Source organism: Bacillus sp. FSL R5-0286 (assembly GCF_038593245.1).
In the GTDB taxonomy this organism is placed as follows: domain Bacteria; phylum Bacillota; class Bacilli; order Bacillales; family Bacillaceae; genus Bacillus; species Bacillus altitudinis.
On the sequence record NZ_CP151977.1, the window covers coordinates 156,297 to 177,176 of the forward strand.

Genomic DNA, 20,880 nt, shown 5'->3' on the forward strand with positions numbered 1-20,880 from the left:
AGATGAAAGTAAAATGTACCGTATCATACGATGGGACACATTTTAAAGGGTATCAAGTGCAACCAGGACAGCGTACTGTACAAACGGAGATTGAATCTGCTCTTGCTAGAATGCATAAACAAGATGAACTGATTCCGATTGTGGCTTCTGGCCGGACAGACAGTGGCGTTCACGCAAAGGGGCAGGTCATCCATTTTGACACCCCGCTGGCCATCCCGATGGAAAGATGGCCTTTTGCCCTCAATAGTCTCCTGCCTGATGACATCAGGGTTCTAAAGGCTGAGGAAGTGGATGAATCGTTTCATGCACGTTTTAGTGTCGTTTCGAAGGAGTACCGTTATAAGGTCTCAACGGAAACGCACCAAAATGTGTTCACGAGACAGTATGCCTGCCACTTTCCTTACCGGCTGGATGCAGACAAAATGAGAGAAGCTGCTGGGCACCTCATTGGCATACATGATTTCACAAGCTTTTGTGCGGCCAATACAGAGGTTCAAGACAAGGTGAGGGAGATTTACGCCCTTGAGTGGAAAAACGTCTCAGACGGGCTTGAAATGCGTGTGAGAGGGAATGGTTTTTTATATAACATGGTGCGAATTATAGCCGGCACGTTACTTGAAATTGGTTCTGGTAAATTTCACCCTGAGGAGATAAAAGCTATGCTTGCCGCCCGAAATCGCGAAGCGGCAGGCAAGACTGCGCCCAGTCACGGACTGTATTTATGGGAAGTTTTCTATGACAACTAAACCAGGTGTAACATGTTCTTGACACAGGAAGCAGAAAGTTATAAGATATCATATGGTATGTATTTCAACCCCACAAATAAGCCCCGGAAGACTTATCTGTGTTTTGAAATAGAACGTAGCATTTGATTCAGGAAAATTCATTGATTTATTTAGGAGGGAAACTCATGCGTACAACACCAATGGCGAACGCAAGCACAATTGAGCGCAAATGGCTAGTGGTTGATGCGGCAGGTAAGACTCTAGGTCGTCTTTCTACTGAAGTAGCATCACTTTTGCGCGGTAAGCACAAACCAACTTATACACCACACGTTGATACAGGTGATCACGTGATCATCATCAATGCTGAGAAAATCGAATTAACTGGTAAGAAATTGACGGACAAAATTTACTACCGTCATACGATGCACCCAGGTGGTTTGAAACAAAGAACTGCTCTTGAGATGCGTACAAACTACCCTGAAAAAATGTTGGAGCTTGCTATCAAAGGTATGCTTCCAAAGGGTCCACTAGGTCGTCAAATGTTCAAAAAATTAAATGTGTACCGTGGTTCTGAGCATCCACATCAAGCACAACAACCTGAAGTTTACGAACTTCGCGGTTAATTATAAGGGAGGTTAACAATTTGGCACAGGTTCAATATTACGGTACAGGTCGTCGTAAAAGTTCTGTAGCGCGCGTTCGCTTAGTTCCAGGTGAAGGCCGTATCGTCGTTAATAATCGTGAAATTACTGAATACATTCCATTCGCTGCTTTAATCGAAGACGTGAAACAGCCTTTGAACATCACAGAAACAGCTAACAGCTACGATGTTCTTGTAAATGTTCACGGTGGTGGATTCTCTGGTCAAGCTGGAGCAATTCGTCACGGTATCTCTCGTGCTCTTCTAGAAGTAGATCCTGAGTACCGTACACCACTTAAACGTGCTGGACTTCTTACTCGTGACTCTCGTATGAAAGAGCGTAAGAAATACGGTCTTAAAGGCGCACGTCGCGCACCTCAGTTCTCAAAACGTTAATTCTATTACGTTTCGAAGACTCTCAGGCTTATGCTTGGGGGTCTTTTTTTTTAAGGGTTCAAGAACTTCTTTTATAAAATTGAAGACGTGAGTATTTTAAGCTGGAGATATGAGTCTAGAGATATTTATATTACTGAAGGTATTAATTTATAGGCAGGTGAAAATGTGAGTTTAGTTAATATAGAGCCCGGAGGAATATTTAATAATAATGAAATAACTGAAATTTTTAAATGTGCTCCTCAAGGAGGTATGAGGCGCTCGCATAAAACAAATACCTTAGTTTTAGTATCAGATCATACAAAAGCATTGTATGAAGATCGATGGGACGGAAATGTTCTTCATTATACTGGTATGGGCAGAGTGGGAGATCAGACATTGACATCTCAAAATAAAACTGTGGCTGAATCAATAAGTAATAAAGTGGAGCTGCATTTGTTTGAAGTGTTTGAAGCAAAGAAATATTTGTATATGGGGGTAGTGAAATTAGCTGGTGAACCCTATCAAGAAGAGCAACTAGATGATAAAGGCCAGCATCGGCAAGTTTGGGTTTTCCCTCTTATGTTAGAAGACAAACAAAAGGAGGTATTTCTTTCAGATAAGACGATAAAAATGAAACAAGAATTACGGGAAAAGAAGGTAAGAAAACTGGATGAGAGCGAATTAGAAAACAGAGCTAGAACCGCCAGAAGAAAAAGTAGTAAACGTCAGACTATCTCAACTACATATGAACGTGACCCATATATAACAGAATTTGCAAAACGTTGGGCAAAGGGGATTTGTCAGTTATGTGATCAACCGGCTCCATATGTAAATAAGAATGGGGAGCCTCATTTACACACCCATCATATCAAATGGTTATCACTTGGTGGAGAGGATTCAATATATAACACTATTGCTCTTTGTCCCAATTGTCACGATAAAATGCATATTTTAGATTTGGAAGAGGACGTAAGAAAACTACAAGAGAAAGTGACAAAGTACGTAAGGAATAGAAATGATAAAAATTTAAATTAATTGGAAATTTCCAGCGGAAGACAGTTTGGTTAATTGTGGTCGTATTTTTGACGACGAAACAAACGATATTCATTCTATTTTTGATAAATGAAAAAAACCGTTGACTCAGGATTTTAAAAATCAAACACTTCTCCTTTTCTTCATACTTATAACTTAGACAAAAGAGCGTAAGAAATACGGTCTTAAAGGCGCACGTCGCGCACCTCAGTTCTCAAAAGGTTAATCAATATTATATTGTATGGACGTTTTACAAGGGTTTGTACAGACAAACCCTATATGAAAAGCATCAGCATCCTGCTGGTGCTTTTTTATTTGTGTTTCTTTCTGTCTGGAAACATATAAAATAGGATCATAGTCAGGTTTCTGTTTAAAAAATGATGTTAAAGGGGGATGGCATTTATGAATCTAACAACAGAAAGATGTCTCATTCGACCGTTTATTGAGGATGATTGGCAAGATGTCTATGCATATACATCTGATCTAGCGGTGATGAAGTATATGCCAGAAGGTGTTTTTTCTAGAGAAGAGGCGCAGCAATTTGTCAAAAATAATCGTCTTGAGACGGGCAAGAATTTTGCTGTTCTATTAAAAGAAGATCATACATGCATCGGGCATATCGTGTTTCATCCTTACTTTGGTGAGCACACATATGAAATTGGCTGGGTCTTCAATTCTGCATATCAAAACAAAGGCTATGCATCAGAAGCTGCTTTTGCTGTCCTACATCATGGTTTTCACACAATGAATTTACATCGAATCATTGCCACTTGTCAGCCTGAAAATGTGCCGTCATGGAGAGTGATGGAGAAAATGGGGATGAGGAGAGAGGGCTATTTTGAAAAATGTATACCACAAGGAAATGAGTGGTGGGATGAGTTTTATTATGCCATCTTACGAGAGGAATGGAAAACTTGATAAGTTTTCATGATATGAAGTAATTCGTCATTCCAAATATCCCTTGGCTTGCTCTATTGATATAATCAGGTCAAATAAGCAGAAGAGGGGCGCGGGCATGAGGATCTTTGATGCACATTTTCATATCATTGATTTTGATTTTCCTATTCAAGAAAACCAAGGATATACACCGCCGAGTTATGTGGTGAATGATTATAGGAGAGAGACAGCTGATTTGGGGATTGTAGGTGGAGCGATTGTGTCAGGGTCATTTCAGGGTTTTTATCAAGGTTATTTGTTGAAAGCCCTCGATGAAATGGGACCAGCTTTTTGCGGTGTGACACAATTACCTTTTACAGCAACTGACGATGAGATTGTTCATTTGGATCAACATGGGGTCAAGGCTTTACGTTTTAATGTGAAGCGGGGCGGTTCGGAGGATATTTCAAAGCTCGACTATTTTGCGAGAAGGGTGTATGAGCTGGCTGGGTGGCATAGTGAGATTTACATAGACGCTAAGCATCTCCCTGACATCTCATCAACGCTTGAACAGCTGCCGGCCGTTTCCATTGATCATCTAGGCTTATCTGAAGAAGGTTTGCCGCATTTGCTCAAGCTGGTTGATAAAGGGGTTCGTGTGAAAGCGACTGGCTTTGGACGTGTAGATTTACATGTTGAACAGGCATTGACGTCTATTTATCAAACGAATCCTGATGCACTGATGTTTGGTACAGACCTGCCCTCTACAAGGGCGAAACGGCCATTTGAATACGGTGATGTTAAATTGATTCAACAGATGTTTGATGAGGAAGCAGTGGATAAAATTTTATATGAGAACGCTATCAATTGGTATTTTGGCAAATGAATAAAGGCTTCCATTCCGTGATAGGAGGTGTGTTCATTGAATCTGAATCAATTGACATTTAGAGAAGCCGTCCAAGGAGACCTCGACAACATCGTTTTGATGCTTTCAGATGACAAATTAGGCCAAAGAGAGAACGCTACACTCGTCCATTATTAGAAAGCTACCTCAATGCCTTTCATTCGATCGAAGCGGATCCCAATATTGAACTAATCGTCGCTTGTGATCGGGACGAGGTAGTCGGTGTTCTCCAATTAACAATGACCCCATTTCTAACGTATCAAGGAGGATGGAGAGCTTCAATAGAAGGAGTTCGTACAGCCTCGACTCATAGAGGAAGAGGAATTGGCACATTGTTGATCAAACGGGCTATTCAACGCGCAAGTGACCGCGGGTGTCATATGATTCAGCTGACAACTGACAAACAGAGGCCAGAAGCACGCCGTCTTTACGAAAAGTTGGGATTTGAAGCTACACATGATGGGATGAAACTGCATCTTCTTCGTAAATAAACACATCAAGAAGCAAAGGTATTCACAGCCCTTTGCTTTTTTGTGCCTTTGTTTCAAATATTTGTTATATTGGAGACGAGAATCTATAGTGGTTTGGAAAGGTGAAACATTTGAAGAAAACAAAAGAGGATCTTTTGACATTTGTCACGAAAAACAAAAAGGACGTATCAGTAACAATTATTGAAAATGAAGATGTGGTATTAGATTGGAATGGTGATCAAAAAACACCACTTGCAAGTACGATGAAATTAATGGTTTTGTTTCATTTTGTTAAAGCTGTATCCAGAGGTGACATCAAGCTAGGTGAAAAAGTGACATTGTCTGATATAGAGCGGTTTTATATTGATAGAACCGATGGCGGTGCTCACACATACTGGCTGGAGGTTAACGATTTTTCTGAGCATGCAACTTTATTAGATGTTGCCAAAGGGATGATGCAATTTAGTTCGAATGCTTGTACTGATTATTTGATTGACCTGCTGGGCTTAGAGAAGATCAATGATCAGATGAAACAAGCAGGTCTTACAGAACATGATGAACTCATGCCGCTGACACCCAAGGTGTTGTGGCCAGCCTATGTATCTGATCATGAGCAGGATGCATTAAAGCAAATAAGCGATGTAACTGATGAACAATACAAATCTCTGATGATTGAGATTTTTCATATCATGAAAAATGACCCGGAGCATAAAAAGGCGTTAGAAGAAAAATTAATGAAAAAGAACTTGTTAAGCTTGCGTATTCAATCATTACTGACGCAAAAGATGACAAGGTCTACAACGAATCAATATGCACATTTTATGAAACGTCTACAGGATGAGCTGTTAACAACAGAAGAAAAGCGTCTTTTTAGCCAAATTGTGTTGGGAGAAACATTGAAGACGGAAACAGATCAATATATTTGGTATAAAGGTGGATCGACGTTGTTTGTTGTCACTGCTGCCTTATATCGAAAAACGGATACATCAACTATATCGATTTCTCTATTCATCAATGACCTGAAAGCGGAGAATTCTCACTGGATGGGGGAAGTGTTCGATGAATTTATACTTACCGTAGTAGCAGATCAAAACTTTCGACAACGATTGATTCAAGCTTTTACTACATAATTATCAAAAAACAGAGGGTGACGCCCCTCTGTTTTTATTATTTCTTGATGGGAAACGCTTTGTATACATCTTGACGTTTATCTTTTGACTTCACAACTCCATCAACCAGTTCCTTTTGCCAAAGCGCTGTATCGTCTTTGTACTCTTTAAAAGAGTGAGGCAGCTTTTTTTCTAGCTGTTTTCTTTTAAACGTGACGGATGGCTCGTCTTTAGCGTTCATCTTGAGTGTCACTTGCTCCACATTATCGATAAGAATAAAAAGTGCCAATGCATTATATAAGTAGTTTTTTTCAATGGTATCCTTCTTATCAAACCAAAATGTATCAAACTGTTCTTCTGTATCATTGGTATTTTCTTTCACGCCGTATGTCACTTTTAGCGCTTTTTCATCTACGATTTCATACTCGCGAATCACGTTACCTGGAAGATCTGATAAAATAGCGCCGACTGCTCCATTGTCTCCAATATAAGAATTTTTGTGTTTGGAGAGCTGTTTTAATGATATGTCTTCTATTCCTTTTATGTCGCTCTTCTGCTCGGTCGCTTGACTGCCGCATCCAGATAAGACGACTGTTAGTAGCAACAGGATATACATCCACTTCTTCATGAATTTTGCCCCTTTTCTATTCTTTCTATATATAAATGTTCATTTTATCACAATTTCCCAATCCGTTAGCGCATTGATTTCCATTTACTGAACTGCATGTTTTGTTCAAACCAACGAACAATACAAAGAAAAAAAGGAGTTCAGTCCATGGCAGAAGTTCTTTCATTTTATCAATTGAAAACAAAACGAGATGTCACGCTTGAAAAGAAGCTGTTGCGTACATTGTCTCTTCAACAGGTGACGGTCGCTTCCGAGAAATTCACGAGGAAGCTGTTCCCATTTGCAGATGATCCAGCTGGGATTATGAGTGATGGCTGTATCGATTTCGCCATTGAGGCTTTTTTAGCAGGTGGGAGATACGGTGAGTCGAGTAAGTATGGTGAATCCTTCGATGATATAAAAAAGCGGTCAGTTCATGAAGAAGATGAGCTGGTTGAGGAGCTAGCAGGGTGTTTGCAATCATGGGGGAATATGTTCCGAATGGAGCGTAAGATGTCGTGTCTGTATCCATTTGCTAAGGAATTTTTAAGTAAGTGGTGGCAGGAAGGCTTTCGGGAATCAGAAAAAAGGCATAAGCTTCGACTGCACTAAGCATATTTCCAGCCCTTGTCCCATATCTATAAAATAATGGTGTATGGGAGGGACAGGGATGAAAAGAAAGCTGAAATGGACAGGGTTTTTAATCGGGTTTATTGTCCTCTTATTCTTATTCAGATTTCAGTTTCTAAATGATGATTCGTGGAAATCGTGGAACTTGCCTTTGAGCGGCAAGATCATCTATTTAGATCCGGGTCACGGCGGTCCAGATGGCGGGGCCGTAGGAGGAGAGCTGCTCGAAAAAGAGATTGCACTGGATGTGTCCATGAAGATAAGAGACTATTTGCAGGAGCAGGGAGCGCTTGTTCTCATGACCCGGGAGGATGACTCTGATTTATCATCAAAGAATACAAAGGGTTATGCCCGAAAGAAAGCGGAGGATTTGAGAAACCGTGTGAAAGTCATCAATGAATCTGAAGCGGATCTCTATTTAAGCATTCATTTAAATGCGATCCCATCGAACAAATGGAGCGGGGCACAGACGTTCTTTTACGGAAAGTATGAAGAGAATGAAAAAGCAGCGAAGTTCATTCAAGATGAATTGCGCAACAACCTTGAAAACACAGATCGCAAGGCGAAGCGAATCAACGGGATTTATTTAATGCAAAATGTCACGAAGCCAGGAGCGCTTGTCGAAATCGGATTTTTATCGAATCCAAAAGAGGCTGGTCAGCTGGCGACTCCTAAATATCAGGATCAAATTGCTGCTTCGATTTATAAAGGCATTTTAAGATATTTAACAGAGCAAAAAGAGCCGCCTGAATAAGGGGCTTTTTCTTGTTTATCGCAGGCAAAGAGGACAGACATTGTAAGGATATGTATGATATACTTGGATTGTAAACGAATTCAATAAAGGGTGAGGTTCTGCTATGATCGGACAAGATGATGTGAGAAAACTAGTTGGGAAGATGGACGAACCTTTCCTTCATATACCGCTTGGTGAGCTGGATGCCATCAAGGAAATCAGCCTAAAGCCTGAAAAAGAGCATGTGAGCTTAAAAGTGGCGATTGCCAAAACAGGCACTGCTGAGCAGATGAAGCTGCAGCAAGACATCGTACAAGCTTTAAAAGCAGCCGGCGCGAACACTGTAGGACTTCGTTTTGAAGAACTGCCTCAAGAAACGCTTGAAAGGTTTATGCCGTCACAAGATGAGGAAGAAAATTTGCTCAACTCTAAAAATCCACCTGTGTTCTTAGCGATTGCGAGTGGAAAAGGCGGAGTTGGGAAATCAACTGTTTCCGTTAACCTGGCTGTGGCACTGGCTCGTCTAGGGAAAAAAGTGGGACTGATCGATGCTGATATTTACGGCTTTAGCGTACCGGATATGATGGGAATCACCGTCAGACCGACAGTTAAAGGGGAAAAAATTATTCCTGTGGAACGCTTTGGCGTCAAAGTGATTTCAATGGGCTTTTTTGTTGAAGAAAACGCACCGGTCATTTGGAGAGGACCGATGCTTGGTAAAATGCTAAATAACTTCTTCCACGAAGTAGAGTGGGGAGAATTAGATTACTTACTATTAGACCTTCCGCCTGGAACAGGTGATGTGGCACTTGATATTCATACGATGCTTCCGAGCTGTAAAGAAATCATTGTGACGACACCGCATCCAACAGCGGCTTTCGTTGCTGCTAGAGCAGGCGCAATGGCACTGCAAACAGATCACGAGGTGCTAGGGGTCGTTGAGAATATGAGTTACTATGAAAGCAAAAAAACAGGTGAGAAGGAATATGTCTTTGGAAAGGGCGGCGGGGACAAGCTGGCGGAGGAGCTGCGTGTATCAGTTCTTGGTCAAATCCCTTTAAGACAGCCTGATTGGAATGAGGACGATTTTGCACCTTCTGTCTATGATGCGAGTCATCCGACAGGGGAAGTGTATCAACACATTGCCAATAAAGTCATAGAACAATTAACAGTGAAAGCATAATGAAAGCCCGAGTGGACCTTGTGCCACTCGGGTGATGTTTAACTGCCGCTTCCTTGTGAACCGGAATCATTGCTGCTTTCAGAGACTGCTTTTTTTAGCTCATCTTCGAACTTCTTCTTATAGAGAGGGCTGCTCAATGTTTCTGTGATGACTTTCTCTAAGTGCTTTCTGAACTCTTTGCTTTTGACCAGTTCACCGTATTTCTTTTCCATTTCAGGATCCTTGAGAATATCCATCATCATTTGTTGATAGTCAGGGTCCTTCATCAATTGTTTTAACATCTTTTCATGCTGTTGCTGCATGGATTTTGCGAAAGTCTCGGCAAATTTAGAATCCTCAAAGACCTTCTTCCAGAACTCTTTGCCTTTATCAGAAGTCAGTGTTTTCTCTATTGTTTTTTTCACAGTTTGTTCATCCATTACCAAAGCTTCATTCATTGCCTCGTCATTTAATAACTGTTGAATGGCCTTTTTACCGTCATCTGTTTTCAAAATATCGACGACCATTTTTTTCGTTTCGTCATAGTCCATATTAGATGAGGATTGGGTTTTGGGAGCACAAGCTGTTAGAGATAAAAGAAGAAAACAGCTCATTATACGCAAGATGCCTTTTGACATACTGTGGCTCCTTTCGTTACATGTCTTACTTTTAATATGAATGTTTCACATGAATTTATACATAACAAAAATAGGGGTTGGGTCATTTCAATGAAAAGTCGGGATTTAGTTCGTTTTTTCTTCTCTGTGCTGGCTGTTGGAGCGGTCATTACAAGCGTGGTAGGTTTTGCGCTGGAGTGGGGGAAATATCAGAAGCTGTTTGTATCGTTTGAGATTTTAGAGATTGCGTCTGTGTTATTTTGGTTTATTGGTGTGGGGATGATCTTTAGTGTAATCAGTCAAATGGGGTTTGTTGTCTTTTTGACAGTGCACCGGTTTGCGCTGGAGATTTTCAGATCGCATTCTTTATGGAATACCATTCAGTTATTCCTTGTGATTTTCGTGCTGTTTGATTTAGCTTATTTGCGGTTTTTGTTTTTCGGGGAGAATGAATCATTTCTTCCATACTTGTGGCTGCCTGTTTTTATCGGTGTGTTTGCATTGATCGTGTCTTATTTTAAACAGCAGCAGTCCTCTAAGAAAACATTTATTTCTGCAATGTTTCTCATGGTCGTCATCACGTCGTTAGAATGGTTTCCGGCGCTTAGAGTCAATGAAGAGGACTGGCTATATTTAATGCTATTCCCGCTATTAGGTTGTAATGCGTTTCAGTTATTAGCTATGCCGCGGTTTTCAAAAGCAAAAGCTACTTAACCTCAGTTGACTTTGTTTTTGTATTAGAGATAAGCTCGCCAACCGTGACGTTTCTTAAATTCTTGTCTTTTAAGTGTTTTAAAATGGCTGGTAAGGCTTGAGCGGTTTGGGTGGCTGAATCTGAGGCGTGAAGGAGAATGATGTCTCCGCTTTTCATTCGATCATTTACATTATGAACAATCTGGTCGACGCCCGGGTTCAGCCAATCTTGAGAATTGATGCTGTAATGGACAACGGTATATCCATACTGTGTTGCAATTTTCAATACCGTTTCATTAAATTGCCCAGTTGGCGGTCTTAATAATTGAATGTCTTCCAGTCCAAGCTTTTGGAATGTATTTTGTGCACGGACAAGATCACGCTTAATTTCGTTTTCTTCAAGCTGGCTATAATTTTTATATGCATAGCCAAGGCTGCCGATTTGATGGCCGTCCTCTTTAATCCTTTTCACAATATCCGGGTGACGCTCAGCCCAAGAAGCAGACAGAAAGAAAGTGGCGTTCTTTATATCGTACTCTCGGAGGACATTTAAAATAGGAACAGCCTTCTCGTCTCCCCAGCCAATATTAAACGTAAGGGATGCGTGTTTTGATGAGGTCTCTCCTTTATAAATTGCTCGGGGTCCTTGTTCTGTTTTAAATACCGACAGCGGCGGTGCCTTTTGTACATAAAAAAAGGTTGCAGCTGCAAGGGCTGCTACAAGAATAATGACTACTTGCTTCAGCCGTTTAATAGGCAACACATATAATCGACTCAATTCAAACACTCCTGCCTTGTCCAAGATTGTTACTTGATTGTATGCAGGACAAGGGTTTAACATGCACGATAAAACTATTTTAAAAAAAGTTCTGAAAAGGCGTTGACCAACAGAATGTTTTCGTGATATATTATTAATCGTCGCTGACACACAGTGACAAACACAAACGCTTCGGGAAATAAACTTGAAAAAAGTTGTTGACATAAGATGAAGCGAAATGTTATATTATTAAAGCCGCTAAGAACGGCGAAGATGATCTTTGAAAACTAAACAAGACAAAACGTACCTGTTAATTCGAGTTTTTATAAAAAAATCCTATGATACATCATAGGTAGTCAGTCAAACTGGCGAAAAGCAAAACTTCGGTTTTGTACTTTTTCGGAGAGTTTGATCCTGGCTCAGGACGAACGCTGGCGGCGTGCCTAATACATGCAAGTCGAGCGGACAGAAGGGAGCTTGCTCCCGGATGTTAGCGGCGGACGGGTGAGTAACACGTGGGTAACCTGCCTGTAAGACTGGGATAACTCCGGGAAACCGGAGCTAATACCGGATAGTTCCTTGAACCGCATGGTTCAAGGATGAAAGACGGTTTCGGCTGTCACTTACAGATGGACCCGCGGCGCATTAGCTAGTTGGTGAGGTAACGGCTCACCAAGGCGACGATGCGTAGCCGACCTGAGAGGGTGATCGGCCACACTGGGACTGAGACACGGCCCAGACTCCTACGGGAGGCAGCAGTAGGGAATCTTCCGCAATGGACGAAAGTCTGACGGAGCAACGCCGCGTGAGTGATGAAGGTTTTCGGATCGTAAAGCTCTGTTGTTAGGGAAGAACAAGTGCAAGAGTAACTGCTTGCACCTTGACGGTACCTAACCAGAAAGCCACGGCTAACTACGTGCCAGCAGCCGCGGTAATACGTAGGTGGCAAGCGTTGTCCGGAATTATTGGGCGTAAAGGGCTCGCAGGCGGTTTCTTAAGTCTGATGTGAAAGCCCCCGGCTCAACCGGGGAGGGTCATTGGAAACTGGGAAACTTGAGTGCAGAAGAGGAGAGTGGAATTCCACGTGTAGCGGTGAAATGCGTAGAGATGTGGAGGAACACCAGTGGCGAAGGCGACTCTCTGGTCTGTAACTGACGCTGAGGAGCGAAAGCGTGGGGAGCGAACAGGATTAGATACCCTGGTAGTCCACGCCGTAAACGATGAGTGCTAAGTGTTAGGGGGTTTCCGCCCCTTAGTGCTGCAGCTAACGCATTAAGCACTCCGCCTGGGGAGTACGGTCGCAAGACTGAAACTCAAAGGAATTGACGGGGGCCCGCACAAGCGGTGGAGCATGTGGTTTAATTCGAAGCAACGCGAAGAACCTTACCAGGTCTTGACATCCTCTGACAACCCTAGAGATAGGGCTTTCCCTTCGGGGACAGAGTGACAGGTGGTGCATGGTTGTCGTCAGCTCGTGTCGTGAGATGTTGGGTTAAGTCCCGCAACGAGCGCAACCCTTGATCTTAGTTGCCAGCATTCAGTTGGGCACTCTAAGGTGACTGCCGGTGACAAACCGGAGGAAGGTGGGGATGACGTCAAATCATCATGCCCCTTATGACCTGGGCTACACACGTGCTACAATGGACAGAACAAAGGGCTGCGAGACCGCAAGGTTTAGCCAATCCCACAAATCTGTTCTCAGTTCGGATCGCAGTCTGCAACTCGACTGCGTGAAGCTGGAATCGCTAGTAATCGCGGATCAGCATGCCGCGGTGAATACGTTCCCGGGCCTTGTACACACCGCCCGTCACACCACGAGAGTTTGCAACACCCGAAGTCGGTGAGGTAACCTTTATGGAGCCAGCCGCCGAAGGTGGGGCAGATGATTGGGGTGAAGTCGTAACAAGGTAGCCGTATCGGAAGGTGCGGCTGGATCACCTCCTTTCTAAGGATATATGGAGCAGCGTACGTTTTTCGTCTTGTTTAGTTTTGAAGGATCATTCCTTCAAAACATGTCTCTAGCGAGACAGGATTGTTCTTTGAAAACTAGATAACAATAAGTAATACATTCACATTGAATGCAATGCAAAGTTCATCACACATAGTGATTCTTTCTAAAGTAAGAAATGGTTAAGTTAGAAAGGGCGCACGGTGGATGCCTTGGCACTAGGAGCCGATGAAGGACGGGACGAACACCGATATGCTTCGGGGAGCTGTAAGCAAGCTTTGATCCGGAGATTTCCGAATGGGGAAACCCACTGCTCGTAATGGAGTAGTATCCATACTTGAATACATAGAGTATGAGAAGGCATACCCGGGGAACTGAAACATCTAAGTACCCGGAGGAAGAGAAAGCAAATGCGATTCCCTGAGTAGCGGCGAGCGAAACGGGAACAGCCCAAACCAAGAGGCTTGCCTCTTGGGGTTGTAGGACACTCTATACGGAGTTACAAAGGAACGATATAAGCGAAGAGGTCTGGAAAGGCCCGCCAAAGAAGGTAACAGCCCTGTAACTGAAATGTTGTTCTCTCCAGAGTGGATCCTGAGTACGGCGGAACACGTGAAATTCCGTCGGAATCCGGGAGGACCATCTCCCAAGGCTAAATACTCCCTAGTGACCGATAGTGAACCAGTACCGTGAGGGAAAGGTGAAAAGCACCCCGGAAGGGGAGTGAAATAGATCCTGAAACCGTGTGCCTACAAGTAGTCAGAGCCCGTTAACGGGTGATGGCGTGCCTTTTGTAGAATGAACCGGCGAGTTACGATCCCGTGCAAGGTTAAGCAGAAGATGCGGAGCCGCAGCGAAAGCGAGTCTGAATAGGGCGCATGAGTACGTGGTCGTAGACCCGAAACCAGGTGATCTACCCATGTCCAGGGTGAAGTTCAGGTAACACTGAATGGAGGCCCGAACCCACGCACGTTGAAAAGTGCGGGGATGAGGTGTGGGTAGGGGTGAAATGCCAATCGAACCTGGAGATAGCTGGTTCTCTCCGAAATAGCTTTAGGGCTAGCCTCAAGGTAAGAGTCTCGGAGGTAGAGCACTGATTGGACTAGGGGCCCCTACCGGGTTACCGAATTCAGTCAAACTCCGAATGCCGATGACTTATCCTTGGGAGTCAGACTGCGAGTGATAAGATCCGTAGTCGAAAGGGAAACAGCCCAGACCGCCAGCTAAGGTCCCAAAGTATACGTTAAGTGGAAAAGGATGTGGAGTTGCTTAGACAACCAGGATGTTGGCTTAGAAGCAGCCACCATTTAAAGAGTGCGTAATAGCTCACTGGTCGAGTGACTCTGCGCCGAAAATGTACCGGGGCTAAACGTATCACCGAAGCTGCGGACTGTTCTTACGAACAGTGGTAGGAGAGCGTTCTAAGTGCAGTGAAGTCAGACCGGAAGGACTGGTGGAGCGCTTAGAAGTGAGAATGCCGGTATGAGTAGCGAAAGACGGGTGAGAATCCCGTCCACCGAATGCCTAAGGTTTCCTGAGGAAGGCTCGTCCGCTCAGGGTTAGTCGGGACCTAAGCCGAGGCCGAAAGGCGTAGGCGATGGACAACAGGTTGATATTCCTGTACCACCTCCTCACCATTTGAGCAATGGGGGGACGCAGGAGGATAGGGTAAGCGCGGTATTGGATATCCGCGTCCAAGCAGTTAGGCTGGGAAATAGGCAAATCCGTTTCCCGTGAAAGCTGAGCTGTGATGGCGAGCGAAATTTAGTAGCGAAGTTCCTGATTCCACACTGCCAAGAAAAGCCTCTAGCGAGGTGAGAGGTGCCCGTACCGCAAACCGACACAGGTAGGCGAGGAGAGAATCCTAAGGTGATCGAGAGAACTCTCGTTAAGGAACTCGGCAAAATGACCCCGTAACTTCGGGAGAAGGGGTGCTTCTTAGGGTGTTAAAGCCCCGAGAAGCCGCAGTGAATAGGCCCAGGCGACTGTTTAGCAAAAACACAGGTCTCTGCGAAGCCGTAAGGCGAAGTATAGGGGCTGACGCCTGCCCGGTGCTGGAAGGTTAAGAGGAGCGCTTAGCGTAAGCGAAGGTGCGAATTGAAGCCCCAGTAAACGGCGGCCGTAACTATAACGGTCCTAAGGTAGCGAAATTCCTTGTCGGGTAAGTTCCGACCCGCACGAAAGGCGCAACGATCTGGGCACTGTCTCAACGAGAGACTCGGTGAAATTATAGTACCTGTGAAGATGCAGGTTACCCGCGACAGGACGGAAAGACCCCGTGGAGCTTTACTGCAGCCTGATATTGAATGTTGGTACAGCTTGTACAGGATAGGTAGGAGCCTTGGAAACCGGAGCGCTAGCTTCGGTGGAGGCATCGGTGGGATACTACCCTGGCTGTATTGACCTTCTAACCCGCTGCCCTTATCGGGCAGGGAGACAGTGTCAGGTGGGCAGTTTGACTGGGGCGGTCGCCTCCTAAAATGTAACGGAGGCGCCCAAAGGTTCCCTCAGAATGGTTGGAAATCATTCGCAGAGTGTAAAGGCACAAGGGAGCTTGACTGCGAGACCTACAAGTCGAGCAGGGACGAAAGTCGGGCTTAGTGATCCGGTGGTTCCGCATGGAAGGGCCATCGCTCAACGGATAAAAGCTACCCCGGGGATAACAGGCTTATCTCCCCCAAGAGTCCACATCGACGGGGAGGTTTGGCACCTCGATGTCGGCTCATCGCATCCTGGGGCTGTAGTCGGTCCCAAGGGTTGGGCTGTTCGCCCATTAAAGCGGTACGCGAGCTGGGTTCAGAACGTCGTGAGACAGTTCGGTCCCTATCCGTCGCGGGCGCAGGAAATTTGAGAGGAGCTGTCCTTAGTACGAGAGGACCGGGATGGACGCACCGCTGGTGTACCAGTTGTTCTGCCAAGGGCATCGCTGGGTAGCTATGTGCGGACGGGATAAGTGCTGAAAGCATCTAAGCATGAAGCCCCCCTCAAGATGAGATTTCCCATTCCGCAAGGAAGTAAGATCCCTGAAAGATGATCAGGTTGATAGGTCTGAGGTGGAAGCGTGGTGACACGTGGAGCTGACAGATACTAATAGATCGAGGACTTAACCTATATTCTAATGTGAAGCGTGAACATTGTTATCTAGTTTTGAGAGAACATTCTCTCCATCAGGTTTGGTGGCGATAGCGAAGAGGTCACACCCGTTCCCATACCGAACACGGAAGTTAAGCTCTTCAGCGCCGATGGTAGTTGGGGGTTTCCCCCTGTGAGAGTAGGACGCCGCCAAGCTTTTTGTTTATATCCTTCCAATGGAAGAAGTTACTTTATCCATTCCGCAGTAGCTCAGTGGTAGAGCTATCGGCTGTTAACCGATCGGTCGTAGGTTCGAGTCCTACCTGCGGAGCCATGCTTCCATAGCTCAGTAGGTAGAGCACTTCCATGGTAAGGAAGAGGTCAGCGGTTCGAGCCCGCTTGGAAGCTTTCCTCTATATGATAATGGTAAATGTTAAGGTTTCTCGTTGATGAGAAGGCTTTTTTTGTTTGTTTTAAAATAAGTTGACGTTTATTGATCTTAGTCAGGCTCATGAAAATAGAAAATGACTCGAGCGATTTTGATGGAAGCTTTGCCTTAGCTTTCTATATACTCCTTCTATTTGTTCTTGATTCTTCGGCGTATTTCTTTTATCCTTACTAAAGTGATGACACCCTCTCAAACAAAAGACTCTGTACGTGCCTCTTTTTCCCCGAAATTGAATGGTTATTGTTTTTTCCTTTCTGTATCTCCGGTTTTTATTCGCCTACTTTTTCCTTGTACGGTATGTATATAAAAAGGAGTAGATGGTTTGAAAGATTTATTTGTAAAGCAAGAATGGTTTGGACATGTGCGTCAGGATGTGCTGGCGGGTATTTTAGTGGCCTTGGCTTTGATTCCTGAGGCGATTGCGTTTTCGATTATTGCGGGCGTTGATCCTAAGATCGGTTTGTATGCTTCGTTTTGTATTGCGATTGTGATTTCGTTTGTTGGTGGACGGCCAGGTATGATCTCTGCCGCTACTGGTGCTATGGCGCTGGTCATGGTCAATTTAATTGCAGATCATGGATTGCAGTATTTGTTCGCAGCTACGATTTTAACAGGCTTGATTCAAATTGTGTTTGGAGTGTGCCGTGTTTCTCGTCTGATGAAATTTATTCCGAGGTCTGTGATGGTTGGTTTTGTTAATGCATTGGCAATTATGATCTTCATGGCACAGCTCCCGCATTTCGTTGGGGAATCCATGGCTATGTATGTCATGACAGGTGGAGCATTGTTGATCATTTATGTATTGCCGATGGTCACAAAAGTTATTCCCTCTCCACTTATTGCAATTATTGTGATGACGATGATTGCTGTATTTGGGCATATTGATGTCAGAACGGTTGGGGACATGGGAGAGCTTCCTAGCTCTTTGCCAACTTTTCTTATTCCCAATGTACCGTTTAGCTGGGAAACACTTGCTATCATTTTTCCTTATTCCTTAGCACTTGCGATGGTTGGTTTACTTGAATCTTTATTAACAGCACAGATTGTAGATGATATGACGGAAACGTCTAGTCGTAAAAATAAGGAAGCGAGAGGCCAAGGAATTGCCAATGTGGTGGCAGGATTTTTTGGCGGTATGGCTGGCTGTGCGATGATTGGTCAATCTGTGATTAATACAAAGGCAGGGGGACGAGGCAGGCTTTCTACCTTTGTGGCTGGTGCATTTTTAATGGTATTGATTTTTGTGCTCGGTGATGTGGTTGTTCAAATTCCCATGGCTGCTCTTGTGGCTGTCATGATCATGGTTTCTATTGGTACCTTTGATTGGAGTTCATTCCAGCAGCTGAAAAAGAACCCAAAAACAGATTCTCTTGTGATGCTTGTCACGGTCGTGACGGTGGTGTTCACTCATGATTTATCCAAGGGTGTTTTTGCAGGAGTGCTGCTTAGTGCCGTATTCTTTGTGGCTAAAATATCAAAACTTCATATCACCTCTACAGAAAGCCAAGCTGGTACATGGATTTATCGAATTAAGGGACAAATTTTCTTTGCTTCCGTGACTGAATTGATTCAAGCCTTCCATCATGGAAACGACCTGAAAACGGTTGTGATTGATTTGTCTGAAGCGCGTATATGGGACGAATCAGGTGTGGCCGCGATTGAACGTGTGAAGGAAAAATATCGTACAGCTGGTGTAGAGGTGGACGTAGTTGGAATGGATACGTCTAGTCAAAAACTTATGAAACAAGTGATCGGATCTTAAAGAGACTTTTCTGTTTGTTACAATAGAACAAGGAAGAAAGTGAAGGATGGAGGTGGCCGGCATGCTTGTCCGTTTGAATCAGGTGCTCGGCCGGATGATGCCGCTCATTACGCCTGTCAGCGTGCTACTTGGTGTATTATTGGCGGCGTATTTAAAAGATTTCACCTTTTTGGTGCCTTGGGTGTTTGCTGTGATGACATTTTCAGGGAGCTTGTCATCTACTTTTTCAGCTTTAAAGCATACGGTGATGCATCCATTGCCTTTGATTTTATCGTTTATGATTTTGCATGTGCTGATGCCCCTTTATGCATGGTCAGCGGGGCATTTGATATTTGCAGGTGATTCTATGACGATCACCGGTTTGACGCTTGCGATGGTGATTCCGACAGGTGTGTCTAGTTTAATATGGGCGGCAATGTATAAAGGAAATGTGGGGTTAACGTTATCTATCATATTAATTGATACATTGCTTTCGCCATTGATTGTACCAGTAAGCTTGTCAATCTTCGTTGGTACACAGGTCCATATGGACATGGTGGCGATCATGAAAGGACTATTCGGTATGGTGGTGCTGCCCTCTATTTTAGGGATGCTCGTTCGTCAGTATGCAAAGCCATCGGTGACAAAAGCAATGAGTCAGACCTTGGCTCCTTTTTCAAAATTAGGCTTGTTTGTTGTCGTATCGATTAACAGTTCTGTTGTCGCCCCATATTTGCGTGAACTGGATGTTGCATTTTTTAGCAAAGCAGCGACTGTCTTTTTCATTGCGATGAGTGGGTATGCGTTTGCGTGGTTGATTGGAAAGGCGATGAAATGTACCCAAGGAGAAATTGTGGCGATTGTGTATACGGGCGGTATGCGGAACATTAGCGCGGGTGCTGTGCTTGCCATTAGCTTTTTCCCGCCTGCTGTTGCTGTTCCTGTTGTGATTGGCATGCTGTTTCAGCAAGTGCTTGCAGCCTTGTTTGGCTTTTTACTTCATCGTTTCGAGCTGAAAGTACCTGCTGTGACTAAGTCTTTATCATGAAAAAACCTCCATCCTTTAAGGTGGAGGCTTTTTTGCGATTAATAGATGAGGTATTTCTTCCGTTTCTTTTCGAATGTCTTTAGGTCATGGTGGTATTGTTTCATGATGTGTTTGATAGAAGTGCCTTTATTGATTTCTTCTTTGATCCAGCTATTCCCGATGAGTTTATCAAAGCTGCCTGTTTGTAGGAATTGAAAGTCATTAGGATACAAGTCATGAATTGCTTTGATGATGGATAGACCTGTTTTGACTGCTTCGAATGATTTTCGGTCTGTGACATACAGCTGTACCCCATGAGACAAAGTCCCGGCATGTTTTGAAAAGGTAGGGGTAAATGAGACAGGTCTAAATTGAACGCCTTTTAGTTTTAACCCATTTAAATGATCTGCTAGCTCATTGCTATTGATATATGGAGCGCCAATGAGTTCGAACGGTTTTGTCGTTCCTCTGCCTTCAGAAACGTTTGTGCCTTCGATTAATCCTGTTGCTGGGTAAACAAAGGTACTATCAACGGTCGGCATGTTAGGTGAAGGGAGGACGAACGGCAGCTTCGTGTCATCGAACGTCATGGATCGTTTCCAATGTTTCATTTTGATCACTTTTACATCAGCGTTGATATGAAACTCTTTGTTAAACATGTATGCAAGTTCTCCAGTTGTCATCCCATGTCTTAATGGGATGGGATAGAGACCTACAAAAGAGGCGTGTTCTGGCTCTAATACGGGTCCTTCTACTTTTACCCCACCTATTGGGTTTGGACGATCTAAGACAACAAATGGAATGTTGTTTTCCTTAGCTGCTTCCATTGCATAGGCCATCGTGTAAATATAGGTGTAATAACGAGCACCAACGTCTTGAATATCAAATAGCAGGACATCTACATTTTTGAGCATTTCAGGAGTTGGATTTCTTGTTTTTCCATAAAGAGAGTAAACAGGCAGGCCTGTTTTTTCGTCAGTATACGATTCGACGCCTTCTCCTGCTTGTGCATCACCGCGGACGCCATGTTCAGGCCCATACAAGGCAGTCAGTTTAATATCGGGGTGTTCAAATAGCAGATCGACACTGCTTTTCATGTTTGCATCAATGCCTGTAGGATTCGTAATAAGCCCTACTTTTTTCCCTTTAAGCCAAGAGAGGTTACTTGAGAGTAATGTTTCGATACCTGTTTTGACTGTTGCTTTTTTTCCTTTTGTATCTGTTCGTTCTGAATCTGCGGGGGAGGCGGCGGTCAATGTGCTGATCATGAGAATGCTAGCGAGTATCAAGCTTGCTGTCTTTTTCAAGAGAATC

General features: G+C 43.9%; 17 protein-coding genes, 2 tRNA genes, 3 rRNA genes and 1 pseudogene. 19 read left to right on the plus strand and 4 right to left on the minus strand.

Annotation, left to right across the window (positions count from 1 at the left end; translation table 11 throughout):
* Positions 1-2 precede the first annotated feature (2 nt).
* The 8 genes and pseudogenes from truA (at position 3) to NST24_RS00930 (ending at position 6,152) form a co-directional block, all read left to right on the plus strand.
* The gene (gene truA, locus NST24_RS00895; RefSeq protein WP_110487780.1) at positions 3-746 is read left to right on the plus strand and encodes a tRNA pseudouridine(38-40) synthase TruA; all 744 of its coding nucleotides are present in this window, start codon (positions 3-5) and stop codon (positions 744-746) included.
* Between the two features lie 164 nt (positions 747-910).
* Positions 911-1,348 (plus strand): 50S ribosomal protein L13, encoded by a 438-nt coding sequence (gene rplM, locus NST24_RS00900; RefSeq protein ID WP_003217042.1) that lies wholly within the window; start codon positions 911-913, stop codon positions 1,346-1,348.
* 20 nt (positions 1,349-1,368) lie between these two features.
* Positions 1,369-1,761 carry a 30S ribosomal protein S9 gene (rpsI, locus tag NST24_RS00905; protein ID WP_007496354.1) on the plus strand — a complete coding sequence of 131 codons (393 nt, stop codon included), beginning with the start codon at positions 1,369-1,371 and terminating at the stop codon, positions 1,759-1,761.
* Between the two features lie 165 nt (positions 1,762-1,926).
* On the plus strand, positions 1,927-2,775 hold the full coding sequence (locus tag NST24_RS00910) for an HNH endonuclease (RefSeq protein ID WP_342462176.1): 849 nt from the start codon (positions 1,927-1,929) through the stop codon (positions 2,773-2,775).
* Between the two features lie 399 nt (positions 2,776-3,174).
* Positions 3,175-3,690 carry a GNAT family N-acetyltransferase gene (locus NST24_RS00915; protein WP_144680487.1) on the plus strand — a complete coding sequence of 172 codons (516 nt, stop codon included), beginning with the start codon at positions 3,175-3,177 and terminating at the stop codon, positions 3,688-3,690.
* Positions 3,691-3,787: 97 nt separating this feature from the next.
* Entirely contained in the window at positions 3,788-4,534 is a 747-nt protein-coding gene (locus tag NST24_RS00920) for an amidohydrolase family protein (protein ID WP_342462177.1), read from the plus strand.
* A gap of 36 nt (positions 4,535-4,570) precedes the next feature.
* A pseudogene (locus NST24_RS00925) lies at positions 4,571-5,043 on the plus strand (GNAT family N-acetyltransferase).
* Positions 5,044-5,144: 101 nt separating this feature from the next.
* Positions 5,145-6,152 (plus strand): serine hydrolase, encoded by a 1,008-nt coding sequence (locus tag NST24_RS00930; protein WP_342462178.1) that lies wholly within the window; start codon positions 5,145-5,147, stop codon positions 6,150-6,152.
* A gap of 37 nt (positions 6,153-6,189) precedes the next feature.
* Here the strand turns inward: NST24_RS00930 and NST24_RS00935 are convergent, their stop codons facing one another.
* Complete coding sequence (locus NST24_RS00935) at positions 6,190-6,759, minus strand: DUF4825 domain-containing protein (RefSeq protein ID WP_342462179.1); 570 nt, start codon at positions 6,757-6,759, stop codon at positions 6,190-6,192.
* Between the two features lie 147 nt (positions 6,760-6,906).
* On the opposite strand from NST24_RS00935, the gene NST24_RS00940 reads away from it, so the two are divergent.
* The 3 genes from NST24_RS00940 (at position 6,907) to NST24_RS00950 (ending at position 9,284) form a co-directional block, all read left to right on the plus strand.
* Positions 6,907-7,350, plus strand: coding sequence for a YbaK family protein (locus tag NST24_RS00940; RefSeq protein WP_035389125.1), 444 nt, complete (start codon positions 6,907-6,909; stop codon positions 7,348-7,350).
* A gap of 58 nt (positions 7,351-7,408) precedes the next feature.
* On the plus strand, positions 7,409-8,122 hold the full coding sequence (gene cwlD / locus NST24_RS00945; RefSeq protein ID WP_017359175.1) for an N-acetylmuramoyl-L-alanine amidase CwlD: 714 nt from the start codon (positions 7,409-7,411) through the stop codon (positions 8,120-8,122).
* 103 nt (positions 8,123-8,225) lie between these two features.
* Entirely contained in the window at positions 8,226-9,284 is a 1,059-nt protein-coding gene (locus NST24_RS00950; RefSeq protein WP_110487782.1) for an Mrp/NBP35 family ATP-binding protein, read from the plus strand.
* A gap of 38 nt (positions 9,285-9,322) precedes the next feature.
* Here NST24_RS00950 and gerD read toward each other — a convergent pair whose 3' ends face one another.
* Positions 9,323-9,901 (minus strand): spore germination lipoprotein GerD, encoded by a 579-nt coding sequence (gene gerD / locus NST24_RS00955; RefSeq protein WP_007496366.1) that lies wholly within the window; start codon positions 9,899-9,901, stop codon positions 9,323-9,325.
* Positions 9,902-9,991: 90 nt separating this feature from the next.
* Between gerD and NST24_RS00960 the strand changes: the two genes are divergently transcribed.
* The gene (locus NST24_RS00960; RefSeq protein ID WP_008345196.1) at positions 9,992-10,594 is read left to right on the plus strand and encodes a KinB-signaling pathway activation protein; all 603 of its coding nucleotides are present in this window, start codon (positions 9,992-9,994) and stop codon (positions 10,592-10,594) included.
* Here the strand turns inward: NST24_RS00960 and pdaB are convergent.
* The gene (pdaB, locus tag NST24_RS00965) at positions 10,587-11,351 is read right to left on the minus strand and encodes a polysaccharide deacetylase family sporulation protein PdaB (RefSeq protein WP_017366469.1); all 765 of its coding nucleotides are present in this window, start codon (positions 11,349-11,351) and stop codon (positions 10,587-10,589) included. The genes NST24_RS00960 and pdaB overlap by 8 nt on opposite strands.
* 375 nt (positions 11,352-11,726) lie before the next feature.
* Between pdaB and NST24_RS00970 the strand changes: the two genes are divergently transcribed.
* From NST24_RS00970 to NST24_RS01000, 7 genes are all read left to right on the plus strand, one after another.
* A 16S ribosomal RNA gene (locus NST24_RS00970) occupies positions 11,727-13,275 on the plus strand.
* A 183-nt stretch (positions 13,276-13,458) separates the two neighbouring features.
* Positions 13,459-16,389, plus strand: a 23S ribosomal RNA gene (locus tag NST24_RS00975).
* A gap of 61 nt (positions 16,390-16,450) precedes the next feature.
* Positions 16,451-16,566, plus strand: a 5S ribosomal RNA gene (gene rrf / locus NST24_RS00980).
* Together the 16S, 23S and 5S rRNA genes with 2 tRNA genes alongside form the textbook arrangement of a ribosomal RNA operon.
* A 43-nt stretch (positions 16,567-16,609) precedes the next feature.
* Positions 16,610-16,684, plus strand: a tRNA-Asn gene (locus NST24_RS00985).
* Between the two features lies 1 nt (position 16,685).
* Positions 16,686-16,758, plus strand: a tRNA-Thr gene (locus tag NST24_RS00990).
* Between the two features lie 362 nt (positions 16,759-17,120).
* Positions 17,121-18,560, plus strand: coding sequence for a SulP family inorganic anion transporter (locus NST24_RS00995; protein ID WP_342462180.1), 1,440 nt, complete (start codon positions 17,121-17,123; stop codon positions 18,558-18,560).
* 61 nt (positions 18,561-18,621) lie between these two features.
* Positions 18,622-19,587: a bile acid:sodium symporter family protein gene (locus NST24_RS01000; protein ID WP_048002340.1), complete on the plus strand. Its 966-nt coding sequence runs from the start codon at positions 18,622-18,624 to the stop codon at positions 19,585-19,587.
* Between the two features lie 38 nt (positions 19,588-19,625).
* Here NST24_RS01000 and NST24_RS01005 read toward each other — a convergent pair whose 3' ends face one another.
* Positions 19,626-20,873, minus strand: a complete 1,248-nt coding sequence (locus NST24_RS01005) for a DUF1343 domain-containing protein (RefSeq protein ID WP_342462181.1) — start codon at positions 20,871-20,873, stop codon at positions 19,626-19,628.
* Positions 20,874-20,880: the final 7 nt, after the last annotated feature.